19 protein-coding genes are annotated in these 20,048 nt (G+C 32.8%); 5 read left to right on the forward strand and 14 right to left on the reverse strand.

Annotated elements, in window-relative coordinates; all coding sequences use genetic code 11:
• The first annotated feature begins 359 nt into the window (after nt 1-359).
• Nucleotides 360-3,080 carry a putative bifunctional diguanylate cyclase/phosphodiesterase gene (locus tag AC1DKZ_RS00190; protein WP_476995493.1) on the forward strand — a complete coding sequence of 907 codons (2,721 nt, stop codon included), beginning with the start codon at nt 360-362 and terminating at the stop codon, nt 3,078-3,080.
• A 99-nt stretch (nt 3,081-3,179) separates the two neighbouring features.
• Here AC1DKZ_RS00190 and AC1DKZ_RS00195 read toward each other — a convergent pair whose 3' ends face one another.
• Genes AC1DKZ_RS00195 through AC1DKZ_RS00210 form a run of 4 tightly spaced genes read right to left on the reverse strand, consistent with a single transcriptional unit; the run spans nt 3,180 to nt 6,494 of the window.
• Nucleotides 3,180-4,244, reverse strand: a complete 1,065-nt coding sequence (locus AC1DKZ_RS00195; protein ID WP_476995494.1) for an undecaprenyldiphospho-muramoylpentapeptide beta-N-acetylglucosaminyltransferase — start codon at nt 4,242-4,244, stop codon at nt 3,180-3,182.
• Between the two features lie 21 nt (nt 4,245-4,265).
• Entirely contained in the window at nt 4,266-4,574 is a 309-nt protein-coding gene (locus AC1DKZ_RS00200) for a DUF6572 domain-containing protein (RefSeq protein WP_060752180.1), read from the reverse strand.
• A gap of 25 nt (nt 4,575-4,599) precedes the next feature.
• A complete protein-coding gene (locus AC1DKZ_RS00205) occupies nt 4,600-5,511 on the reverse strand; it encodes an NAD-dependent epimerase/dehydratase family protein (protein ID WP_476995495.1) in 912 nt (303 codons plus the stop codon).
• The gene (locus tag AC1DKZ_RS00210; RefSeq protein WP_476995496.1) at nt 5,508-6,494 is read right to left on the reverse strand and encodes a UDP-N-acetylglucosamine 4,6-dehydratase family protein; all 987 of its coding nucleotides are present in this window, start codon (nt 6,492-6,494) and stop codon (nt 5,508-5,510) included. The genes AC1DKZ_RS00205 and AC1DKZ_RS00210 overlap by 4 nt, the downstream gene beginning before the upstream one ends.
• A gap of 467 nt (nt 6,495-6,961) precedes the next feature.
• Here AC1DKZ_RS00210 and AC1DKZ_RS00215 point away from each other — a divergent pair, with 467 nt between their 5' ends.
• Nucleotides 6,962-8,140, forward strand: coding sequence for a DUF2515 domain-containing protein (locus AC1DKZ_RS00215; RefSeq protein ID WP_219303385.1), 1,179 nt, complete (start codon nt 6,962-6,964; stop codon nt 8,138-8,140).
• A complete protein-coding gene (locus AC1DKZ_RS00220; protein ID WP_044442960.1) occupies nt 8,115-8,516 on the forward strand; it encodes a CBO0543 family protein in 402 nt (133 codons plus the stop codon). The genes AC1DKZ_RS00215 and AC1DKZ_RS00220 overlap by 26 nt, the downstream gene beginning before the upstream one ends.
• A 27-nt stretch (nt 8,517-8,543) precedes the next feature.
• Here AC1DKZ_RS00220 and AC1DKZ_RS00225 read toward each other — a convergent pair whose 3' ends face one another.
• The 10 genes from AC1DKZ_RS00225 to AC1DKZ_RS00270 form a co-directional block, all read right to left on the reverse strand.
• Nucleotides 8,544-8,966 carry a YfmQ family protein gene (locus tag AC1DKZ_RS00225; RefSeq protein WP_002088014.1) on the reverse strand — a complete coding sequence of 141 codons (423 nt, stop codon included), beginning with the start codon at nt 8,964-8,966 and terminating at the stop codon, nt 8,544-8,546.
• A 65-nt stretch (nt 8,967-9,031) separates the two neighbouring features.
• Nucleotides 9,032-9,703: an LrgB family protein gene (locus tag AC1DKZ_RS00230; RefSeq protein WP_476995497.1), complete on the reverse strand. Its 672-nt coding sequence runs from the start codon at nt 9,701-9,703 to the stop codon at nt 9,032-9,034.
• 23 nt (nt 9,704-9,726) lie between these two features.
• On the reverse strand, nt 9,727-10,083 hold the full coding sequence (locus AC1DKZ_RS00235; protein ID WP_002088017.1) for a CidA/LrgA family holin-like protein: 357 nt from the start codon (nt 10,081-10,083) through the stop codon (nt 9,727-9,729).
• A gap of 33 nt (nt 10,084-10,116) precedes the next feature.
• Nucleotides 10,117-11,550: a MocR-like pyridoxine biosynthesis transcription factor PdxR gene (pdxR, locus tag AC1DKZ_RS00240; protein WP_002088019.1), complete on the reverse strand. Its 1,434-nt coding sequence runs from the start codon at nt 11,548-11,550 to the stop codon at nt 10,117-10,119.
• Between the two features lie 67 nt (nt 11,551-11,617).
• Nucleotides 11,618-12,415 (reverse strand): alpha/beta fold hydrolase, encoded by a 798-nt coding sequence (locus AC1DKZ_RS00245; RefSeq protein WP_404491798.1) that lies wholly within the window; start codon nt 12,413-12,415, stop codon nt 11,618-11,620.
• Nucleotides 12,415-13,095 (reverse strand): bacillithiol biosynthesis deacetylase BshB2, encoded by a 681-nt coding sequence (gene bshB2, locus AC1DKZ_RS00250; RefSeq protein ID WP_476995716.1) that lies wholly within the window; start codon nt 13,093-13,095, stop codon nt 12,415-12,417. The genes AC1DKZ_RS00245 and bshB2 overlap by 1 nt, the downstream gene beginning before the upstream one ends.
• 32 nt (nt 13,096-13,127) lie before the next feature.
• Nucleotides 13,128-13,322, reverse strand: coding sequence for a hypothetical protein (locus AC1DKZ_RS00255; RefSeq protein WP_002066705.1), 195 nt, complete (start codon nt 13,320-13,322; stop codon nt 13,128-13,130).
• 193 nt (nt 13,323-13,515) lie between these two features.
• Nucleotides 13,516-14,223, reverse strand: coding sequence for a GntR family transcriptional regulator (locus AC1DKZ_RS00260; protein ID WP_002033710.1), 708 nt, complete (start codon nt 14,221-14,223; stop codon nt 13,516-13,518).
• 30 nt (nt 14,224-14,253) lie between these two features.
• Nucleotides 14,254-15,663 (reverse strand): glycoside hydrolase family 1 protein, encoded by a 1,410-nt coding sequence (locus AC1DKZ_RS00265; protein WP_476995498.1) that lies wholly within the window; start codon nt 15,661-15,663, stop codon nt 14,254-14,256.
• A gap of 205 nt (nt 15,664-15,868) precedes the next feature.
• Nucleotides 15,869-16,858, reverse strand: a complete 990-nt coding sequence (locus AC1DKZ_RS00270) for a phosphatidylinositol-specific phospholipase C (RefSeq protein ID WP_431183006.1) — start codon at nt 16,856-16,858, stop codon at nt 15,869-15,871.
• A gap of 334 nt (nt 16,859-17,192) precedes the next feature.
• Here AC1DKZ_RS00270 and AC1DKZ_RS00275 point away from each other — a divergent pair, with 334 nt between their 5' ends.
• Both AC1DKZ_RS00275 and AC1DKZ_RS00280 read left to right on the forward strand, forming a co-directional pair.
• The gene (locus AC1DKZ_RS00275; protein ID WP_431183007.1) at nt 17,193-17,990 is read left to right on the forward strand and encodes a cell wall hydrolase; all 798 of its coding nucleotides are present in this window, start codon (nt 17,193-17,195) and stop codon (nt 17,988-17,990) included.
• A 304-nt stretch (nt 17,991-18,294) separates the two neighbouring features.
• Complete coding sequence (locus tag AC1DKZ_RS00280) at nt 18,295-19,632, forward strand: NAD(P)/FAD-dependent oxidoreductase (protein WP_476995499.1); 1,338 nt, start codon at nt 18,295-18,297, stop codon at nt 19,630-19,632.
• Nucleotides 19,633-20,048 lie beyond the last annotated feature (416 nt).

Here is a 20,048-nt window from a genome sequence, read left to right on the forward strand (position 1 = left end):
CCTCATTAGTATGAGAATAGGTACATACAAAGGTTTTACTTAATACACTTTAATAACGAAAAACTCCCCTCATCTAGAGAGAAGTTCCCATCACTTTATATGCAATTTTACATCTCCGCTTGCAAATCACTAAAAAACCTTTAAAATCTAAAGGATGACTAAATATACAAATTCTATCTGCATTCCTTATAAATTGAAAAATCATTGAACTCAATACTTTTTCAATTTTAAGAAGTATTACATTCTTCATTTTTTCCTTATAAGCATGCTTTTTATAAGGAAATCTGATACAATCCTTAAGTAATATTATTATGTATAGATATTACGAATATAGTACATACTTAAAGAAGGTGATTTTTTTGAAATTAAATAAAAATTTACAGCTATGTATATTAATCACAACATTAATATGCTATTCAATCTATTTTATGTTTTTCTTTCTATTCCCTACTAATTTTTCAAATTTCAATGTACGCTTCGCTTCACTCATCGTTGAAGTCATTACATTTATATCGCTAATTTACTCTATATACTCTAAAAAAGTTAGTTCAAATCCTTTTTGGATATGTATTACAATTGCAATTGGTAGTTTTTTATTAGGAAAAGTAGTATATACGTATCAAGATACCTTTTTCGAACTTCCAATACATCATTTTACTATTTCTGATGTATTTTACATGTTTTTTCTATTCTTCTGCCTTATCGCTTTTTGCTATAAGATCTTAAAAGAATGCAATAAATGGGAAAAAGCTTTCTTTATTTGTGATATATGTATAGTACTTACTTCCATATTCACATTAGAATGGTATTTATTTAATCAGCCAAATTTAAATATATTCTCACTTTCACTCGCAGATATTTTCCTTTCATTTCTATATCCAATTGCAGATCTATTATTTCTTCTACTAGGTGTTAGTCTCTTTTTCCGCCCAACAATTTTTAAGTCCAAGCGGAAAATTTATATCTTTATTTTTGTATTAATTAGTTCTGCAACTTTTAACTATATTTATTTTTACTTAAATACCCATTTATCAACTGACACTATAACATTTTTACGTCTTTTATATAGAATACCTATATTGCTTATCGCAATAGCTGGGTCTATTTCAGAAGATGATAATAGCCATAAAAATTATTTCATTGTAAACCCTATACTAGGAAAGAAAGTTTTAGTCGTATTTCCCTATCTTGCTGTTGCAATACTAATCGGGTTTACGTTAAAAGAACAAACATCATCTTCAACTCTCATTACAGGAAATTGTATCGCTTTTGTTTTCGTACTTATTCGCCATTCTATTGTGCGTATGCAAAACGACACCCTAACAAAACGTTTACAAGTATTTAATGCTCAACTAGAAGAAAAAGTTACTTTAAGAACTTCTGATTTAGTCCATAAATCAGAGGCCCTATCTCAGAAACAACAAAAATTCAAATCATTATATGAATATCATCCTGATCCCATTTTTACGATTGATTTAAATGGAATATTCTTAAATGTAAATAAAGCAGGAAGCATACTACTTGGAGCACCAACGAACGAGTTACTTGGTGAGACATGTTTTTCTATTATTTTAGATGCAGATAAACATAAACTGATATCTGCATTAGAAAAAGTTAAACAACAAGAATCAGCATCCTTACAACTTAGTTCTCAATATAAAGATGGCTTTACTTATTTTTTATACGTTACCATCGTTCCTATTATGATAGATGGACAAATTTCAGGAAGCTATATTATGGTAAAGGATATTACCGCACTAAAAAAACAACAAGAAGAAATAAAATATTTAGCATTCCACGATACTGTAACGAAAATTGGGAATCGATCCTTTTTCCATAGGAAGCTAAGAAAATTTATAAAAAATGCTCAAACAACACAAAGTGAGTTTGCATTATTATATTTAGATTTAGATCGCTTTAAAGTAATTAACGATACACTTGGACATTCGTCAGGTGATTACATATTAGAAGAAGTAGCAAAACGTTTCCAATCATGTCTTCCATCACATACTCATCTGTCAAGAATCGGTGGTGATGAGTTTACAATCTTAATTGAAAACTATACTGACGAAGATTCCTTATTCGAGTTATGTAACCAATTATTTGAAAGCATGGAAAAGTCATTTGTCATACATGAGCATAAATTAACTTTATCACTGAGTATCGGTATCTCCATTTATCCACATTCCGGAATCGATACCGCTACACTTCTGAAAAACGCTAATGTTGCAATGTATGATGCAAAGGCAAAAGAGCTCAACTCTGTCTCTATTTATGACGATGTAATCGCTAAAAAAATCGAAAGACGATTACGATTAGAAAAAGATTTACCAAACGCAATACAAAATGAAGAATTGTTCCTTTTGTATCAACCTCAAGTTGATAGTGAATCTAATAAAATTATCGGTGCAGAAGCTTTAATCAGGTGGAATCATCCTGAATTAGGTGTTATTTCTCCATACGAGTTTATTCCGATTGCAGAAGAAACACTACAAATTATTCCAATAGGAAAATGGACATTACAGCAGGCTTGTGAGCAAATGAAACGTTGGCACGCACTCGGATATTCGCATTTAAAAATAGGGGTAAATTTATCTGCTAAAGAATTTGAACAAGACGGCTTTGTAAAATCTATTTCTTCTGCTTTAGCAACTACAGGCTTACCAGCAAGTTCCCTTGATCTAGAATTAACAGAACGAATTGCAATGATGGATGAGAGAGAAACATTGATAAAACTGCGTACACTAAAAAGTTTAGGGATTCACATTTCAATCGACGACTTTGGTACAGGCTATTCTTCCCTAGCCTACTTACCTTTATATCCAATCGATACGTTAAAAATCCCAAGAGAATTTATTACAATGTCTGAAACGTGTGAAGATGGAATGGAAATCATTAAAACAATCATCACATTAGCAAATACATTAGGAATGTCTGTCATTGCTGAAGGCGTAGAAACGAAAGAACACGTAAATTTCCTTCAAAAAAATAAATGTCAGTTTATTCAAGGTTACTATTACAGTAAACCTATTCATACTAATGCATTTACTGAGCTATTAGAAATCGGTATTCACCAATAGTACATAACTAATCGGTATAAGTAATAATGAATTTGAGCAACTATAGTAAAAAGGAAAGAAGATACCTTCTTTCCTTTTGTATTTCTATTTAAATTTCTATTACTTCACCACTTCATTTATTATATCTATTAATTGATGAATCCCCTCATCATTTGTTTTCATATATCCATTCATGTTTTGAATATATCTCTTCTTATTTGTATACAACTTATTTACTGCATGTGTAAATGTACTACTGTTTACTCTATCTTGAAGTAAAACTTCCGCATATCCTTGTCGTGCAAAATGGTCAGCATTTAAAACTTGATCCCCTCTACTGGAACCATTAGTTAACGGAATAAGCAACATCGGTTTCTTCAAAAATAACAATTCAGAAATAGCAGTAGAACCAGCCCTGGAAACTACAACACTTGCCATATTCAGTATATGCGGTAACTCTTCCCCTATATATTCAAATTGCATATAACCTTCCATTCCAATAGCTGGGTCCACCTTCCCTTTACCACACATATGAACAATATTAAAATTTAATAATAATGTATCTAAACTTTTCCTTACCATATCATTTATCCACTTAGCACCTTGACTCCCACCCATTATTAACAATACCGGTTTATCTTGCTGAAATTTACAATAGCTTCTTCCTCGTAATACGTTACCTCTCTCAATTTCTTCCCTTACAATTGGCCCTACATAAACCTTCTTCTCAGTACTTACATTACCCCCTGTTTGAGGAAATGTTGTGCATAGTTTTTTAGAAAAAGGTAATGCTATTTTATTTGCCAACCCTAACGTACTATCTGGTTCACGTATTATTATAGGTACACGATTTAACCATGCCCCTATAACTACAGGAACTGAAACAAATCCTCCTGCCGAAAAGATAACGTCAGGCTTCATTTTCTTAATTAATTTATAACTTTGTAAACAACCGTTTATAATTTTAAAAGGATCTTTAAAGTTCTCCCAATCCCAATATCTCCTAAGTTTTCCTGTTGAAATACTATTATACTTAACATTTTGAACTAATAATTTTTCAATTCCATTTTGAGATCCAATATACTCAACTCCCCATCCTTTTTCTATAAATTTAGGAATCAATACCATATTAATCATTACGTGTCCGGCTGTACCGCCCCCAGTAAAGAGAATCTTTTTATTCATAACTTATATCCACCTTTATCATTAAAAATCTAGCTTTATATTAATCTTTAATTCAAGTCCTATATCTTGTAAGAGATCTTTGATGAGTTCATAAAAATCATTTCCATACTCACTACACTCATACTGAGCAAAAACTTGAATCACATGCCTAGTTCTAGTCTCTAGTGCTGGCTTTATTCGATCAACCTTTTTTTCTTCCACATACGCTCGATATTGATTTATTGCCTCATAGAGGTGCAACACATGCGCTTCTTCATCTTTCCAATCCAACGTATCAACAATCGAAAGAAATAGCGTACTTTGATTATCTATCGCTTCATAACAATTCATATATTTGTTACATCCTTTTATATTTTTATTGAATGCAGATTTCACTATACTTCGCATACTCAAGTACATCTTTTAATGATTGCTGAAATGGAATTTCTGGAACCCAACCTAACTTTTTTATATCCTCTAATACTAAACTTTCATTTGAACCGCTCTCACTATTCTCTGTTTCTTTTATAGTAAAATTCAACTGTGTTAATCCTTTATATTGTTCCAATACATCTAATAAAGAACGGTTTACTCCTGATCCAATATTATATTGTTTTCCATTTATACCATCACGTAATAACATATGATACGCTTTAACTGCATCACGTACATCCAGAAAGTCCCTACTATCTTTCAAACTGTTTATTTCAATAATTGGTTCACTTTTCCCCAACTGTATATCTATCATTTTTTTTGCAAGAATAGAACAAATGCCATTCGATACTCCTGGACCAATTAAATTTGAGGGCTTTGCAATGATAATATTTGAATCCATTAATCCGCCCCAAGCCTCTGCAATAATGACTTGCATAGTTTTACTTAAACTATATGGATTTGAAACTTTTATGTTTTTCATACTATCTGCTTGCAATGCAGATCCTATAACTAATGTTTTACAATGCGAGGCTTCCTGCTTAATGGCTTCTAATAAATATAAAGTCCCTATTACGTTAATCTCTATATATTCCAGAGAAGCTGTCCAAGACTCATTAACTGAGTTTCTTCCTGCTAAATGCAATACATAGTCTGGTTTTATTTGTTTAATTACCTTCATTACTTCACTCTTATTTGTTAAATCACAAGTAATACCATTTTCGATTTTTTCTCTATGTGAACGATTTTGAAACATAGGAATTACATGAAAGCCCTGCTCTAAAAAATATTGGCAAGCATGACGTCCTGTGAAGCCATTTGCACCAGTTATTAAAAGGCTCGCATTTCTTTTCATCGTAAAAACCCTCCTTTTTCTAACATTTGTTTCACCTCATGTTTTGTAAGTAAGTCTTGTTGAGAACTAAAACTCTTCACATCCACAAGCGGATAACTAGCATAATATTCTTGAAGCCCTTCTATAGGTATAGTCGGTAGTACCACAAAATAATTTTGATCAAAACTAATACTTGTTTTACTCTCTACCTCAGATAAAAGCATTTCACTTAATTTTTCACCAGGTCTTATCCCTACCTCTTTTATCTTCACGTTTTCTTTTTTTGAATCTTCAATCAATAATTTTGCTAAATCCGTTATTTTACATGCTGGCATTTTCATAACAAAGATTTCTCCTCCTCTTCCTTCAGATGCTGCTTTAAATAACAATCCAACAGCATCTTCAATGGTTAAGAAAAATCTAGTCATATTTGCATCCGTAATCCCTACTTTTGAAGATTGCTTAATTTGCTTTTTAAAAAGTGGTACCACACTTCCACTCGTTCCTAAAACATTTCCGCCACGAACACAAATAAATTTTGTTTTCTTCGTTTGCACATTCGCATGAACCATTAATTTTTCACCAATTGCTTTTGTCATCCCATACGTATTTGATGGATCGGCCGCTTTATCAGTTGAAACATATATAACTTTCTCAACTTGATTCTGGATAGATGCTTCAATTACATTTTGCGTACCATGTATATTTGTTTTTATAGCTTCATAAGGATAATATTCACATACTGGAACATGCTTTAAAGCTGCAAGATGAAATACATAATGTACATCTTGGCAAGCATATACTAGTTGCTCTTTATCACGAATATCTCCAATAATAAATTTTAATCTCTCTTCATTTATAAACTGTTGCTGCATTTCAAACTGAACCGTTTCATTCCTTGAAAAAACTCTAATTTCTTTCGGTGATTTTTCTAATAGTTGTTTTATAAGTTCATGTCCCCACGAACCTGTACCACCAGTAATTAAAATTATTTTATTAAGCATTCCTTTTCCTCCTACCATACATTTCAATTTAAATTGTATTTATTAAGGTTATTGAATTATTTTCAATTGATTCAAATCATAATCGTCGTTTGTTACATTTAATTGACAAAATAAAAAAACAGAAACTATTTTTTAATAGTTTCTGTTTTTCATTTCACTTCTTAGCAATTAGATTTTCTTTATACTGTTTGAATGATAACTATATTACTGGTTTAAAAAACACCGCTCATTTATTTCTTATACTCGTAATAAAATAAAGTGAAACTTTAATTAGTGAGGATTTTGTCCATCCCCCACTGATTATTAGTTGAATCAATCGGGCTTTTACGAGCAGCCCCACCCTCACCTAACTTCTTTGCTTTAGCCGACTTTTAAGATGGGAGTCTTACTGCTCGTTAATAGCGGGATAAATGGAATGATTCATAACCAATACCACATTTAAACTCATAGCAAAGGGAGGTAATGGAATGTACCAAAGCAATTCAAACAATACATCTAAAGAATTCTCAAAAGCACTCCCTCTCTCCCTATTCGACGTGAAAAACGAGTTACAACAAAAAAGCGATCTCATCTCTTCTGTTACCATATATAAATTAACGAAAGAAGAGCAACTTATCATCGATAAAATTAAAGCTCAGACAAAAGAACTAAATAAAAATAACGTCACAAGAACACGTGCATACTACCAATTTTACATTCAATATCCAGAAATACATTGGGCACTACTTGGGCATATCGTATCACGTAACGGTGGCTGGAATATGACAGATTTAAAGGGAGATTTATATACGAGGCTTTTATCCGAGAAAGATCAAATTACATTTTTCTCTTTTTTAGAAAGAGGAAATTGGCTCATTTTCCAAGATGTATATCCTCAATTTTTACTATATGAGCAAAGTGTAAAAAAATCAAAAAAGCTATTTCACCTTCTCACTCACTTAAATGTTTCTACATTTATGGAAACAATGTGGAACGATTTTTGGAAAACAGGTAACAAAAAAACATTAGCGATCGCAACTATTGTTAATGAACAAAACTACTTAGAAAAAAGAGTTATTCAAAATGCACACTTTAAAAAGACTGTATTAAATAGTATTGGATTTAAACTCTTTGATTTTTTTCAGTTTAATCATATCCTTTTCCCATTTTACGAAAATGATAAAAAGCAAAAAGTATTACTATTTGGTGATACAATGAAACATTTCACTTCTTTGCATGAACGAATTTCACTTGGAAAACGGTTGTATTCATTGTTATTTCGGGATACACATATTTTATCTCAAATAATAAACTGGGTCGATCACCATCCACATACAGGCTCAAGAAAAGATTACTGGCCTCATTTATTTTCTAGTGTAAATGAATCTTTTTCGCGTGAGTTTTATAAACGCCGAATAAAGAAATGCCAGTTACGTAGTGACGCGTATCGTATATACAGCCCTGCACTCATCTATGCATGGCGGGATATGAAACATGAAGAAGTTGAAAATGAAGATTGGTTTAACGATTGGCAAGTTGTAAATTATTTAGTTGATAAGGAGGAAAATATAAATGGACAAATTACAGAAGATTACTGCAAAACACTCGAAAAAATTGAACTCGCAATTCTCGCAAAGAAAAATGTCCTCCTTCGAGAAGAAGAATGATTTTTTAGCATTATTAGTTACAGTCTTACTTTCTTCTATTATTGGAACTTGCTTAGATGCTTTCTTTGTGCATACACAAATATATTCCTTTCCAGTTAGACCTTTCTCATCTATATTTTCAGTTAACATAGGCTTTACGTTGTTTGTGCTACCAATTTTAACAATCATTTTCATACAAATTTCAAAAACATTATCTGCAGTTTCTAGAACTCTATTTATTATTTTAATAGGGCTTTGTGCTAGTATTTTTGAACAAGTTGCTGAGAGGTTAGGTTTATTTGTACATAACGGGAATTGGCATCATGCTTATTCTTTGTTTGGATATATCATTTTCTTTTCTCTTATTTGGAAATTATATACTTGGATGCAAAAATAAAGAGACCGTTATAATAACGGTCTCTCCTTAAGCATAATCTTCAGTTACTGCTACTGAACGACTTTGAAGGCTTTTTGACCGCAAACGATATGCAACTACTTTCTTCTTATATTGCTTTACCACATCAACGTGTTCCTCGTAGCTATATATAGAAAATCTAATCTCTCTTTTTCCTTTCTTCGTCTCCATGACTATCGGTGTTCCATTCCCTTGCGGTGGAAAATAATGCTTATCTAAAAATAAAGCCTCGTTAAATTCATGAATAACTTGAAGTTTCATTTCTCCTTCTATACTTTCCCCATCTACCGTTACAGTAGTATTTTCCTCATCAAGTTTTTGGTGTAACTCAAATCTACTAATAATTGATTCTACAACAGAAGTTGGCATACTAGAAACTAGTACTTTAAGAGCACCAAAAATAAATAATGTAACTATAAACCATGTTGTCATTTTAATCATCTCCATTACGCTCTAAAATGAGTAGTGTTATACTCTTTATTACGATTCATTAATTTTCAAAATAAAATTTTCACTCCATAAGGTACTAATATACTAATAAGTATCCCTGTTACAATCATCGTTACCGAACCGATAGTTGCTTCTTTCTCGCCTTCCTTCACTAGACGACTCACACCGATAATATGTGATGCACAGCCCATTCCAACTCCTTTTCCAATCGTACTTGTTATACGGAAAAACTTAAGTACTGTCGGTCCGATAATAGCACCTGTTATTCCTGCAACAACTACAAAACTAGAAGTCATAGATGGAATGCCACCAATTTGATCCGCTAATGAAATGGCAATGGGCATTGTCGCTAATTGTGGTAAAGTTGTTAATATGAGTTCCTTATCTATATTTAAAATTCCACCAATCACTACATTCATACTCGTTAAAGCCACTATACCTATCACTACGCCGATTAGTATCGCTAAAAAGTTTTTCATAAGTATCTTTCGCTCTTTAAATAGAGGTATGGCTAACGCTACAATTGCAGGACTCAAAAAGCCTGAAAGAATGTCTCCCCCATTTTCCTTATACTCATGATGAGAAATACCAAATATCAAAAATAAACAAATCATAATTGCTGTAACTGTTAATACCGGTAACGTAAATGGAAACGCAAATTTTTTATATAGCTTTGTCGCCAATAAATAAATTACTACAGTAATAAAAATTAAGACCATTTGAATAGCGCACCTTGTCGATTTTATTTTTTTGATGTTACTAATAATTGACTTACATACCCTGAAACAATCAATGTTACTACCGTACTTGCAACTACTAAAAGGAATATAATACTCCCCTTACTTAAAAGAAAAGATCCATATTCCATTAATCCTGTTGTCGAAGGAATTAGAAATAAGGGTAAAAATACTATTAACTTTTCTGCACCTACCTCAAACCACTTTAATGGCAAAATACGAGTAGAAAGGAGTAGGAACAATATTAACATCCCTATTAAACTTCCTGGCATAGATAGATGGAATACTCCTTGAATCCACGTACCAGCTAAGCTAAACACATATAGCACGCCTACTTGAAGTAAAAGCGTCACGTACTTCATTTCTTTCCCTCATTTCCATATTACGCTTCACTATTATGAAATCTCATTTAATGTTTCCGCAAACCTTGTAACTCCAAGCTGAATTTGTTCTACATTCGCTCTGCCAAAAGTAAATCGGATATATTCACTTTTCGAACCTAGGACGCTTCCTGGGACAAATGCTACACCATTTTGTATAGATTCACCTAGTAAATGATATTCATCAAACGTTCCTTGCACTTTGCACCATAAATGTATTCCACCCTCAGGAACAAAAAATTCAATCTGGTCCCCTAATATTTCTTCAAGCTTTCTAATTAACTCATCTCTTCTTTGTTTCAGTTGTCCACGAAGCATCGTAATATGCGTATGAAAATCCTCAGATTCTAAAAATTGGTTCGCTACCCACTGTGTAAATACACTATGACCGAAATCAACTTGCTGCTTCGCATCTGCCAATCTCTCAATTACGCGCGTGGGGCCAATTACCCAACCAATACGTAATCCTGATGCAACAATTTTTGATAATGAGCTCACATAAAGAACATTCCCATTTTGATCCATCGATTTCAATGTTGGATTCACTTCTCCATTAAAAGAAGTCAAACTATACGGATCATCTTCTACAATCGGTATACCAAATTCAGAAGATAGTTCTAAAACCTTTTTACGTCTTGCCAATGAAAGTACCGTTCCAGTTGGATTTTGATAATCCGGATTTAAAAACACCATACGAATGCGATGCTTTTTGTGCAAATCGATTAAGTCATCTGGATTCATACCATGCTGATCAACTGGTAAACGGAATATTTTTAAACCTGCTGATTTAAACATCGGGAGTGAATAACAATAGGAGGGATCCTCAATTGCAATCGCATCTCCAGGCTTTAACAAACATTGAACGATAAGATTAAGTGCTTGCTGAGCTCCAGATGTAATAAGAATAGAGCTTGAATCTGCTTCTATTTGTTTATATTGCTCGACATGTGCCGCAATGGTTTTTCGCAACATTTCATTTCCAAGCGGATGGTCATAACCGAGATTTCCCATAAATGTTTTCTCCGACAAAATTGTTCGAAATCTATCACTCGGAATTAAATCTGATGACAATTCACCACTCGCTAAATTGATTAAATCATCTTTTTGTGTTTCCGTTCGAATTTGCTGAACAAGTGGTACATTAGGTAAGAATGATCCATCCTCAACGTACCTACCCCAGTTCGGTATTCGTTTATGTGACACACCCCATATATCTGTATTCACCCGGGTGCCGCTTCCTTTTTTCCGTTCTACTACCCCAAGTGATTTCAATTCTTCATAAGCAGCTACGACCGTACTCCGGTTCACTTGTAAATTCTGTGCTAACATACGCTCGGAAGGTAATTTTCTATCAGAAGGGAATTCACCGGTAGAAATGCCTCTTTCAATGTAATCAGCAATTTGTTTATAAACTGGTATCTTATCTTCACGATTCGGTTGCCATTCCATTTAGTTCCCTCCTCTCCAAGCTGGTGTCCTGAACTCATTAATAACAGTATTCACTGTAAAAATGGTATTAATCAAGCGCATGATTTAAAAATGCCTCTACCGTCACATTAAAGCTAGTAGGCTGTTCTAAATAAGGTAAGTGCCCACTATTTTTCAACTCAACGAAAGTCACGTTTCTCAGGTGTTTTTCAAATTCTCTCACATACTTTTCCGGAACAAAATAATCATTCTCTCCTCGTATTATTAATGCAGGACATGCAATGTTAGACAGGTATGGTCTTTGATCGTAATCAACTAATTCAGCAAATAACCTTTGAATATGAATCGGATGAATCGTTTGTAGGGATTGATGAAATCCTCGGACAATTGCATCATTATCTTCTACTCCCATTGCTCTCAATAACGTATCCGCCCAAGTTTTCCCTTTATCCTGTAAGCTAAGTAAATCATATACTTCAAGTCTTTCTTTACGATCTGCCTGTTCTAAATAGGGAAATGCATTTACAACAATTAAGCTAGAAACAAAACGTGGATATTGAATAGCAAAATCGATACCCACTCTAGCTCCTTTTGAAAGACCACAAATTGTTACTGATTTTAGCTTTAAATGATTACATAACTCATATAAAACATTTGAATATTCTTTAAAACTAATTTCCATCCCTTCGGATTTCCCATGCCCAGGTAAATCGAGTGAGATTACGGTCCATGTCTTCTTGAAGTATTTTCTTTGATATAACCAATTATTCGAATTCCCTCCAAGACCGTGTAAAAACAATATGACAGGCCCCGATCCTTCTATATTGTAAAAAACCTTTCGATTCTTATATTCAAAATACATATTCATCACCTTCAGATGTAGCATCACATGTTCTTATCTTTAAATGGATATATCCAAAACGGCTCTCTCTCTAACCACTCAACTGTTTCTGGAACACCATCTTCATACTCTCTTTTCAGTTCCGTTACCTTAGTCGCAACTTGTGATGCATGTGCTTGCAATGCCTCGAGCTTTTTTGGAACATATTCTTTTACTTCATTTTTAAAACTTGGAGGTCCTATTTCTGCTTCATGATTATTTGAAAAAGCTACAGCATAAAATGTTGGCCTTTTATTTTCTGGAATATTAGCTAACGCCCCGGCTACCGCTTCTCCTGTTGCATCATGATCTGGATGCACTGCATATCCCGGATAAAAAGAAATGACTAACGAAGGATTCAATTCTTCCACATATTTTTGTATTACACTTCTTAATTCTCCAGGAGTTTCAAATTCAAGCGTTTTATCACGATATCCCATCATACGTAAATCTTTAATCCCTAAAATATTAGTAGCGCTCTTTAGTTCTTTCTCTCTTATAGCATATAAGGATTCACGTGTTGCAAAAGGAGGATTTCCCATCGCTCTCCCCATTTCACCTAACGTTAAGCAAACATAAGTAAGAGGGACTTTCTGCTCAGTATAAGCCAAAATTGTTCCAGCCACGCAATACGACTCATCATCCGGATGCGGGAAAACAACTAAAACGTGGCGCTCATTTTTCATCAATATATTAACTCCTTCATCATATACAAACTTTATAAAATAACGACCGCATACCAAGTAACTCCTACAAGAAGCACTAAAAGAAGAATGATATAGATAGCGGATAAGTTTTTCACATTCCTCTTTGTAGACTTACCGTAATTCTCCTCTACATTTCGTGCGACTAGTACGGTCCCAAACAGTGATACAACTACAATAATAACAACTAGTGAAATCGCAAAACTCATTGTCTTCCACCTCTCTAAGGCCAGTCTATTTTAAAGCATGAATAAAATACTACCTTTCTTCTCTTATCATAATAGAAGTTTATAAAAAACGGACCAACCACTTTTGTGTTTTTTTGCTCATCCACTTTAAAAATAAAAAGCAACTGCTCACTTAGGACCAGTTGCTTTTTTACAAGGCTACTTATATTCATTTTCAATTAAAATTAATCCGATTTAAAAGTTTAGTCTTTTCATAATGAAACATTGATTGAGATAGCTCGAAAATTGTTCCATTTACAAGATAAACTGTATTTTCAATAAGAAGCGCTGGATCACCTTCATTTAGTTCTAAAAGCTTTGCATTTTCTTTATTTATTTTTTCACAACTAATAACTTTATCGGCAAAGCCAATATTTAATCGTAAATCCTCAATGAAATAACTGTATACAGAACTTAATGCTATTTCTTCATTCAAATATGGGATGATATCTTTTTTGAAATAACTTACTTCAATAGAGAATGGCTTACCATCTACAATTCTTAAGCGCTTCAAAAAATATAGCCTAGTTCCAATCTCACATTGCATCCGTTCTACTATCTCTTCATTTGCCTCTATTACTTCAATCTCTAGCACTTTCGTTTCAATATTTTGTGAAACGAGATTTTTCGTTAATCCACGTAAACTTCCTAAATTAATGTAATCTGTTACAGAAGTTTCACGTAAAAACATACCACTACCTTGCACTTGAAAAATATAACCTCTATTCACAAGTTGACTAATTACTTTACGTATCGTATTACGGCTTACTTCAAATCGATTCATCAACGCTTCTTCTGTAGGTAATTTTTTCGTTTCATTAAAAAGCCCATCTCGAATGTTTTGCTCTAACACATCTGCAATTTGTTTATACTTTGCACTCATACACTTTCTCCTAAAATACTCTTTTATCTGTTATAACTCTTCTCCTCTCGTTTCGATCACATGTTTATACCAATAAAACGAAAGTTTCTTCTTACGTTTTAAGTTATCATTATGATCGACAAAAATAAAGCCATATTGCTTTTTATATCCATTTAACCAACTTAACAAATCAATAACTGACCATGCATAATAACCTTTTAAATTAATTCCCTCTTGAATTGCACGCTTCATTACTTTTAAATGCTCTTCAATAAATTTAATTCGCGGAACATCTACAATTTCTCCGTCAATGATTGGATCTTCATCACCAAGTCCATTTTCCGTTACATACATCTTTATGTCACCGTAACGCGCTTTCAACATATGCAATCCATCTAAGAAACCTTCGGGAGATATTTCCCAACCCCATTTGGTATATGTTTTATCATCCATTTTTACTGTTCGATAAAAACCATCAAAAGAAGGATTACCTGGAGCAAGTGTTGAGTTTTCTCGAGAATGCTCCTCGCTCTTTATATCCATATCATATCTTTCTACTCGTATTGGCTGATAATAATTCAAGCCGATAAAATCATTTTTTTCGGCATTTTGTTTAATGATTTCTAATTCTTCAACCGTCCAATTAGGAGTCCACCCATTTTCCTTTAATTGTTGTACAACATAAGACGGATACTCACCTTTTAAAACTGGATCGTAGTACCAATACGTTTCATATTCATTCGCATGAGTTGCTGCTAGTATATTTTCTTTTTGATCATCCACACTATAAGCAGGTAAGAAAACATGTGTAATCCCAATCTCCCCATACTGTTTCAGCTGCTTGTACACCGCAACTGTTTTCGCATGCGCATAAAATACATAATGAGTCGCTTGAAAATACTTTGGAACATCATTTTGTATTCCTGGTGGATGTGCACCTTTTAAATAGCCTAATCCACAAAACATTACTGTTTCATTGAAAGTAATCCAATGTTTCACTCTATCACCAAATGCATTAAAGCAAATTTCTGCATACTTTACAAAAGCCTCTGCTGTTCGTTTATTCGTCCACCCACCATCTTTTTCTAACGGTAATGGTAGATCCCAATGATATAAAGTGGCAAACGGTACAATCCCGTACTTTAAACATTCATCAATTAAATTGTTATAAAATTCAATTCCTTTTTCATTTACCTCTCCATCTCCAGTCGGCAATATTCTCGCCCAAGAAATCGAAAAACGATACGATTCCAATCCCATCTCAGCCATTAAACGAACATCTTCCTTATATCGATGATAATGATCAACCGCTACATCACCATTTGTTCCATCGTATGTTTTGCCAGGAATTTTTGAAAACTCATCCCAATTCGTAACACCTTTTCCATCCTCATTCCATGCACCTTCTACTTGATAAGAAGCTGAAGCAGCCCCGAATAAAAAATCATGTGGAAACTTCATAATATATACCTCCGTTTCATTACAACAAATCAAATTCATTACTACATATAAAATTTATAGGTACAAATTTTATATGTAGTAATTATAGCTTAAGTTTCGATTTTTTTCTATCATGAACGTACGATATGTAAAACTATATTTGATGTTAATTTTTAGAAAACAAAAAAGAAGCGACGTATTTCATCGCTTCTTACTATGACAATCTTTACTCTTTTACAAGTGACTTATTCGCTCTTATAACTTCTTGATAAAGTATTGGGGACCATTTTTCATTTATATAATCTTGAATTACCCAGCCCACTCTCGTAGAATTCTTTTGCTTTATATAGCTTGCAATTTCAGGATTTATGTAGGACGCATAATAATATGGACTATTCCATGCTGTACCACCAGAAGACAAGCTTGTAAAATTAATATATAGATGATTACAATCTTCACTGTTGTTAATCGTTTCATTTATAGTATCTTTAATAGATGTTACTTTCTCATCATAACTCACTTTATATTTATCTTGTACTGTTACATTTACATTTTGATTTACAGTTGTCGTAAACGTGTCATTATCTGACCAATAAAAATTATTATATCCTCCAGATTCATTACTACCACTGTATCTTTTTAGTAGCACAATTTTCCCTCGAGCATCTCCAAGTCTTATATTCCCTTCTGTTTTTAAAAAGATAGGATCAAGAAAATAATTTTTTTCAAACGTACTACTAAATGAATCTTCTGCCCCTTTCATATCCTCATACTCTTTTTTTAAAGACATAATAATCGTTTCACTTGGATTATCTTTTAAAAATTGTTTCGCTTCATTTATAAATTCATGCAATGTTACATAAAGATATAATGGCCCATGATGAAGAACTATCGTATTATCATCTGTTAAACGCCCTCTAATATCAAAAATTCTAGCTCCGTGATCCATTTGGTAACGAAAATTATATTCTTGCGTCATTCCCCATACTTGCTTTATCGGATTTTGCAACTTGAACGTTCCACTATCATGTGTTCCTGGAATTGAAATTCGTGCTAACGGTATGTTATCGGGTATAGGTTGCATCCATCTTGACCAATTTTCAAGTTCATTAATAGAGCTAGCTGCAACTACTTGCTTATCATTTAAAGCAAATACAAATGTACTAAATATAGTACTACATATGAATAATTTCAAAAAAAATTTCTTATTGCTCATTATTATTCCTCTCTTTTTCTGTTTTTATATCAAACTTATTGAATGTAATATAGGGTAGTTAATAAAAAAACATTCACATATTCTCAATGCATTAGGAAAATTTAAAGTCCCTTTCTACTAGATAAATTATAGTAATCAACAACATAAACTTCAATGGGCTTTCATATGCAATATTTCATATTTGGGTCCTACATGATATAAATAAAAAACTTATGATGATTATTTATTCCATACGTGCTAATATACTTATATTAAAATATAAATACGTACCTTATATACTCTGAACTACATTATTCAACAGCTAAAACTTAATTTTTTATTAGGAGGATTTACAATGAAATTATTAAAAATAAAACATATAATTCCTTTATCTGCAGTAGCACTTACATTCGTATGTAATCAAAGTACAGCTGAAGCTTCCACCATACATACAGTAAAAAAGAATGATACACTTTGGGGCATCAGTAAGCAATATGGCGTTTCCATACAGGCCATTAAACAAGCGAATAATAAAGGAAACGATCAAGCTTTTATTGGAGAACAGTTACATATTCCAGAATCTATGAAATCAAATGAGGTTACAGTTCATCAAAACGAAAAAACTACGAACACTTCTGGACAAATTATTTACCAAGTACAACCGGGAGATTCATTAGAAACGATAGCAAAGCGCTACAACGTAACCGTTCAATCTATAAAACAAATTAACAACACAGTCGGTAACAAGCTTTATACAGGACAACATTTGAAAATTAATTCCAGTATTTCCGAAAAAGAAAAAGACTTAATGGCACGCTTAGTTACCGCGGAGGCAGGTGGCGAATCATATAAAGGAAAAGTAGCTGTAGCAAAAGTTATCCTAAATCGAGTAAATGCAAAAGGATTTCCAAATACAATAACAGGTGTTATTTATGAACCTATTAAACGCGGATATGCATTTACTCCTGTTACCGATGGTAGAATTAATCAGCCTGCAAGCGCAGAAGCAAAAATGGCAGTAGAAGAGGCTATCTCTACAAATGGAATACATTCTGATTGGCTTTATTTTTACAATCCAAAAACTTCAACAAACAAATGGATTACGACACGTCAAACAGTAGCAGTAATCGGTAACCACGTCTTCGCTAAATAAAACTATAATTCCCTTCAAATTTATACACTTAACAACTATTTCAAATGATTAACAGACCTCTTTACTTAAAAGGTCTGTTCTTTTTATATTTAAGCTTTTTATTAACCATATGATAAAATGATTGTTTAAAAGTATCTCTCTTTTCAAATAAAAAACTCTTGTATCTCATTCATCATTTAGAGTAATTGAGAAAGTATCAAATCCACAACTCTGACTTTATTAATACAAGCTATTTCTTAACTTCATAAAAGTGTTATACACTAAGAAAATAAAAAACAAACTATTCGTTAGCAGGTGAAAGAATATGTATGATGTTACAATTATCGGGGCTGGAGTGAGTAGCATTTTTATGGCTTATTCACTAGCTAAAAGTAATAAAAAGGTTTTAATTCTTGATAAAGGTAAAGCGCTAGAAGATCGCCATTGTCCTTTAGACCAACGAAAAGTGTGTAATTGTACTACATGTGATAAATATTTCGGGTTTGGTGGTTTAGGAAAATCTGAAGGGAAATTTAATTATACAAACGGATTTGGCGGAGAACTTGAGCAAAAAGTCGGTAAAGAAGGCTTTTTACAACTTATGGCTGAAGTAGATGAGATTCTATGTCAGTTCGGAGGAAATTCTGTTTCAAAATATTCTACAGAAAATCCAACTCTTAATAAGAGAGCTGAAACGTGTGGTTTACAAATGCTCACAACAGAAGTAAGGCATCTTGGCACTACACTTTCAAGTAATATTTTTCAGCAGCTCTACGAATTTTTACTTACGAAAATAAATATCCGATTCCATATAGATGTAGAACATATCATAAGGCAGAAAGATCATTTTAAAATAGATACAAATCAAGGGATAGTTCAATCTAAGCAACTCGTATTTGCAACAGGACGTTCCGGGGCGGATTGGTTAAAAGAAATGTGCACTTCTCTAAATATTTCTCAAGAGCAAACTCGTGTAGATTTAGGTATTAGAGTAGAGATGAAAGAACACCAATTACGTTCTATATTAAAAAATACATTTGAGACGAAACTTTCTTATGAGCATGAACTTTTCACGGCTACTACTTACTGTATGAATCCAAAAGGACGCATTATTCGAAAGTACGAAGACGGCTTGATTATGCCTGACGGTCAAAATTTCCGAGAGCAAGAAACTGGCACTTCTAACTTAAATTTCACTTTATTTATCCCGCGCTATTTTCCAACTCTCAAAGAAGCAAATGTATACGCAAGTTCAATTATTAAAAACATTAACCAAGGACGAGATCGGATTGTTATACAGCGTTTAGAGGACTTAATAAAGAAACAACCTACAGCGGAGAACAACATGAAACATAATCGTATACAGCCTACACTACACGGAGATTATGGAGACTTGAATAAAGAAATTCCTCCACTATATATTGAAGGACTCAAAAAATTTTTATTACGTTTAGAACAATTTATCCAAGAACCTATCGATCAAGATACTTTATTATATGGAATTGATGGCAAGTTCTACGCTCCTACAATAAAAATCAATAACCATTTTGAAACAAGTATGAATGGGCTATTTTTAATTGGAGATTGTTCAGGCGTCACTCATTCATTATCTCAAGCAGCTGCAAGTGGCCTGTATGTTGGAAAATACTTGTCTGACATTTAATTGCTATAATTTAGATACCAATCAAACATTTTGAGTTTCACCAGTACTTTATTATGTAGTAATAGCATGAATGAAATCCTTCCCGTGCTACTGATTAACCCACAAAAAATCGGGATTTTACAAGATACATATTTAATATAACCATGTATGTAAAACTATTGACATTCAATTCTAACAAATTGAATGTCAATAGTTTTACAAGTCTCTATTCATTTTCACTTTTATTTGTTCGATATTTTGTAACATCGCCGTAGTGTTTAATATGTTAGGATGTCTATAAGTATTTTTTACTACAACTATGACTTTTTCTGCTCCGTTTCTAAAAAAATTGGATTTATGTTACTTCGCTTTAAAATTCTCCATTATATGTATATGAATACTTCAAATTATTACCTTTAGGAAAATATAATCTAAAT

Source organism: Bacillus sp. 05T21, from assembly GCF_056396785.1.

Excerpts from the sequence above, each read along its gene's own strand:
- AC1DKZ_RS00195 (WP_476995494.1), bottom strand. The coding sequence starts at position 4,244 with ATGAATAAAAAGATTCTCTTTACTGGGGGCGGTACAGCCGGACACGTA.
- AC1DKZ_RS00200 (WP_060752180.1), bottom strand. The coding sequence starts at position 4,574 with ATGAATTGTTATGAAGCGATAGATAATCAAAGTACGCTATTTCTTTCG.
- AC1DKZ_RS00205 (WP_476995495.1), bottom strand. The coding sequence starts at position 5,511 with ATGAAAAGAAATGCGAGCCTTTTAATAACTGGTGCAAATGGCTTCACA.
- AC1DKZ_RS00210 (WP_476995496.1), bottom strand. The coding sequence starts at position 6,494 with ATGCTTAATAAAATAATTTTAATTACTGGTGGTACAGGTTCGTGGGGA.
- AC1DKZ_RS00215 (WP_219303385.1), top strand. The coding sequence starts at position 6,962 with ATGTACCAAAGCAATTCAAACAATACATCTAAAGAATTCTCAAAAGCA.
- AC1DKZ_RS00220 (WP_044442960.1), top strand. The coding sequence starts at position 8,115 with ATGTCCTCCTTCGAGAAGAAGAATGATTTTTTAGCATTATTAGTTACA.
- AC1DKZ_RS00225 (WP_002088014.1), bottom strand. The coding sequence starts at position 8,966 with ATGACAACATGGTTTATAGTTACATTATTTATTTTTGGTGCTCTTAAA.
- AC1DKZ_RS00230 (WP_476995497.1), bottom strand. The coding sequence starts at position 9,703 with ATGGTCTTAATTTTTATTACTGTAGTAATTTATTTATTGGCGACAAAG.
- AC1DKZ_RS00235 (WP_002088017.1), bottom strand. The coding sequence starts at position 10,083 with ATGAAGTACGTGACGCTTTTACTTCAAGTAGGCGTGCTATATGTGTTT.
- pdxR (WP_002088019.1), bottom strand. The coding sequence starts at position 11,550 with ATGGAATGGCAACCGAATCGTGAAGATAAGATACCAGTTTATAAACAA.
- AC1DKZ_RS00245 (WP_404491798.1), bottom strand. The coding sequence starts at position 12,415 with ATGCTACATCTGAAGGTGATGAATATGTATTTTGAATATAAGAATCGA.
- bshB2 (WP_476995716.1), bottom strand. The coding sequence starts at position 13,095 with ATGAAAAATGAGCGCCACGTTTTAGTTGTTTTCCCGCATCCGGATGAT.
- AC1DKZ_RS00255 (WP_002066705.1), bottom strand. The coding sequence starts at position 13,322 with ATGAGTTTTGCGATTTCACTAGTTGTTATTATTGTAGTTGTATCACTG.
- AC1DKZ_RS00260 (WP_002033710.1), bottom strand. The coding sequence starts at position 14,223 with ATGAGTGCAAAGTATAAACAAATTGCAGATGTGTTAGAGCAAAACATT.
- AC1DKZ_RS00265 (WP_476995498.1), bottom strand. The coding sequence starts at position 15,663 with ATGAAGTTTCCACATGATTTTTTATTCGGGGCTGCTTCAGCTTCTTAT.
- AC1DKZ_RS00270 (WP_431183006.1), bottom strand. The coding sequence starts at position 16,858 with ATGAGCAATAAGAAATTTTTTTTGAAATTATTCATATGTAGTACTATA.
- AC1DKZ_RS00275 (WP_431183007.1), top strand. The coding sequence starts at position 17,193 with ATGAAATTATTAAAAATAAAACATATAATTCCTTTATCTGCAGTAGCA.
- AC1DKZ_RS00280 (WP_476995499.1), top strand. The coding sequence starts at position 18,295 with ATGTATGATGTTACAATTATCGGGGCTGGAGTGAGTAGCATTTTTATG.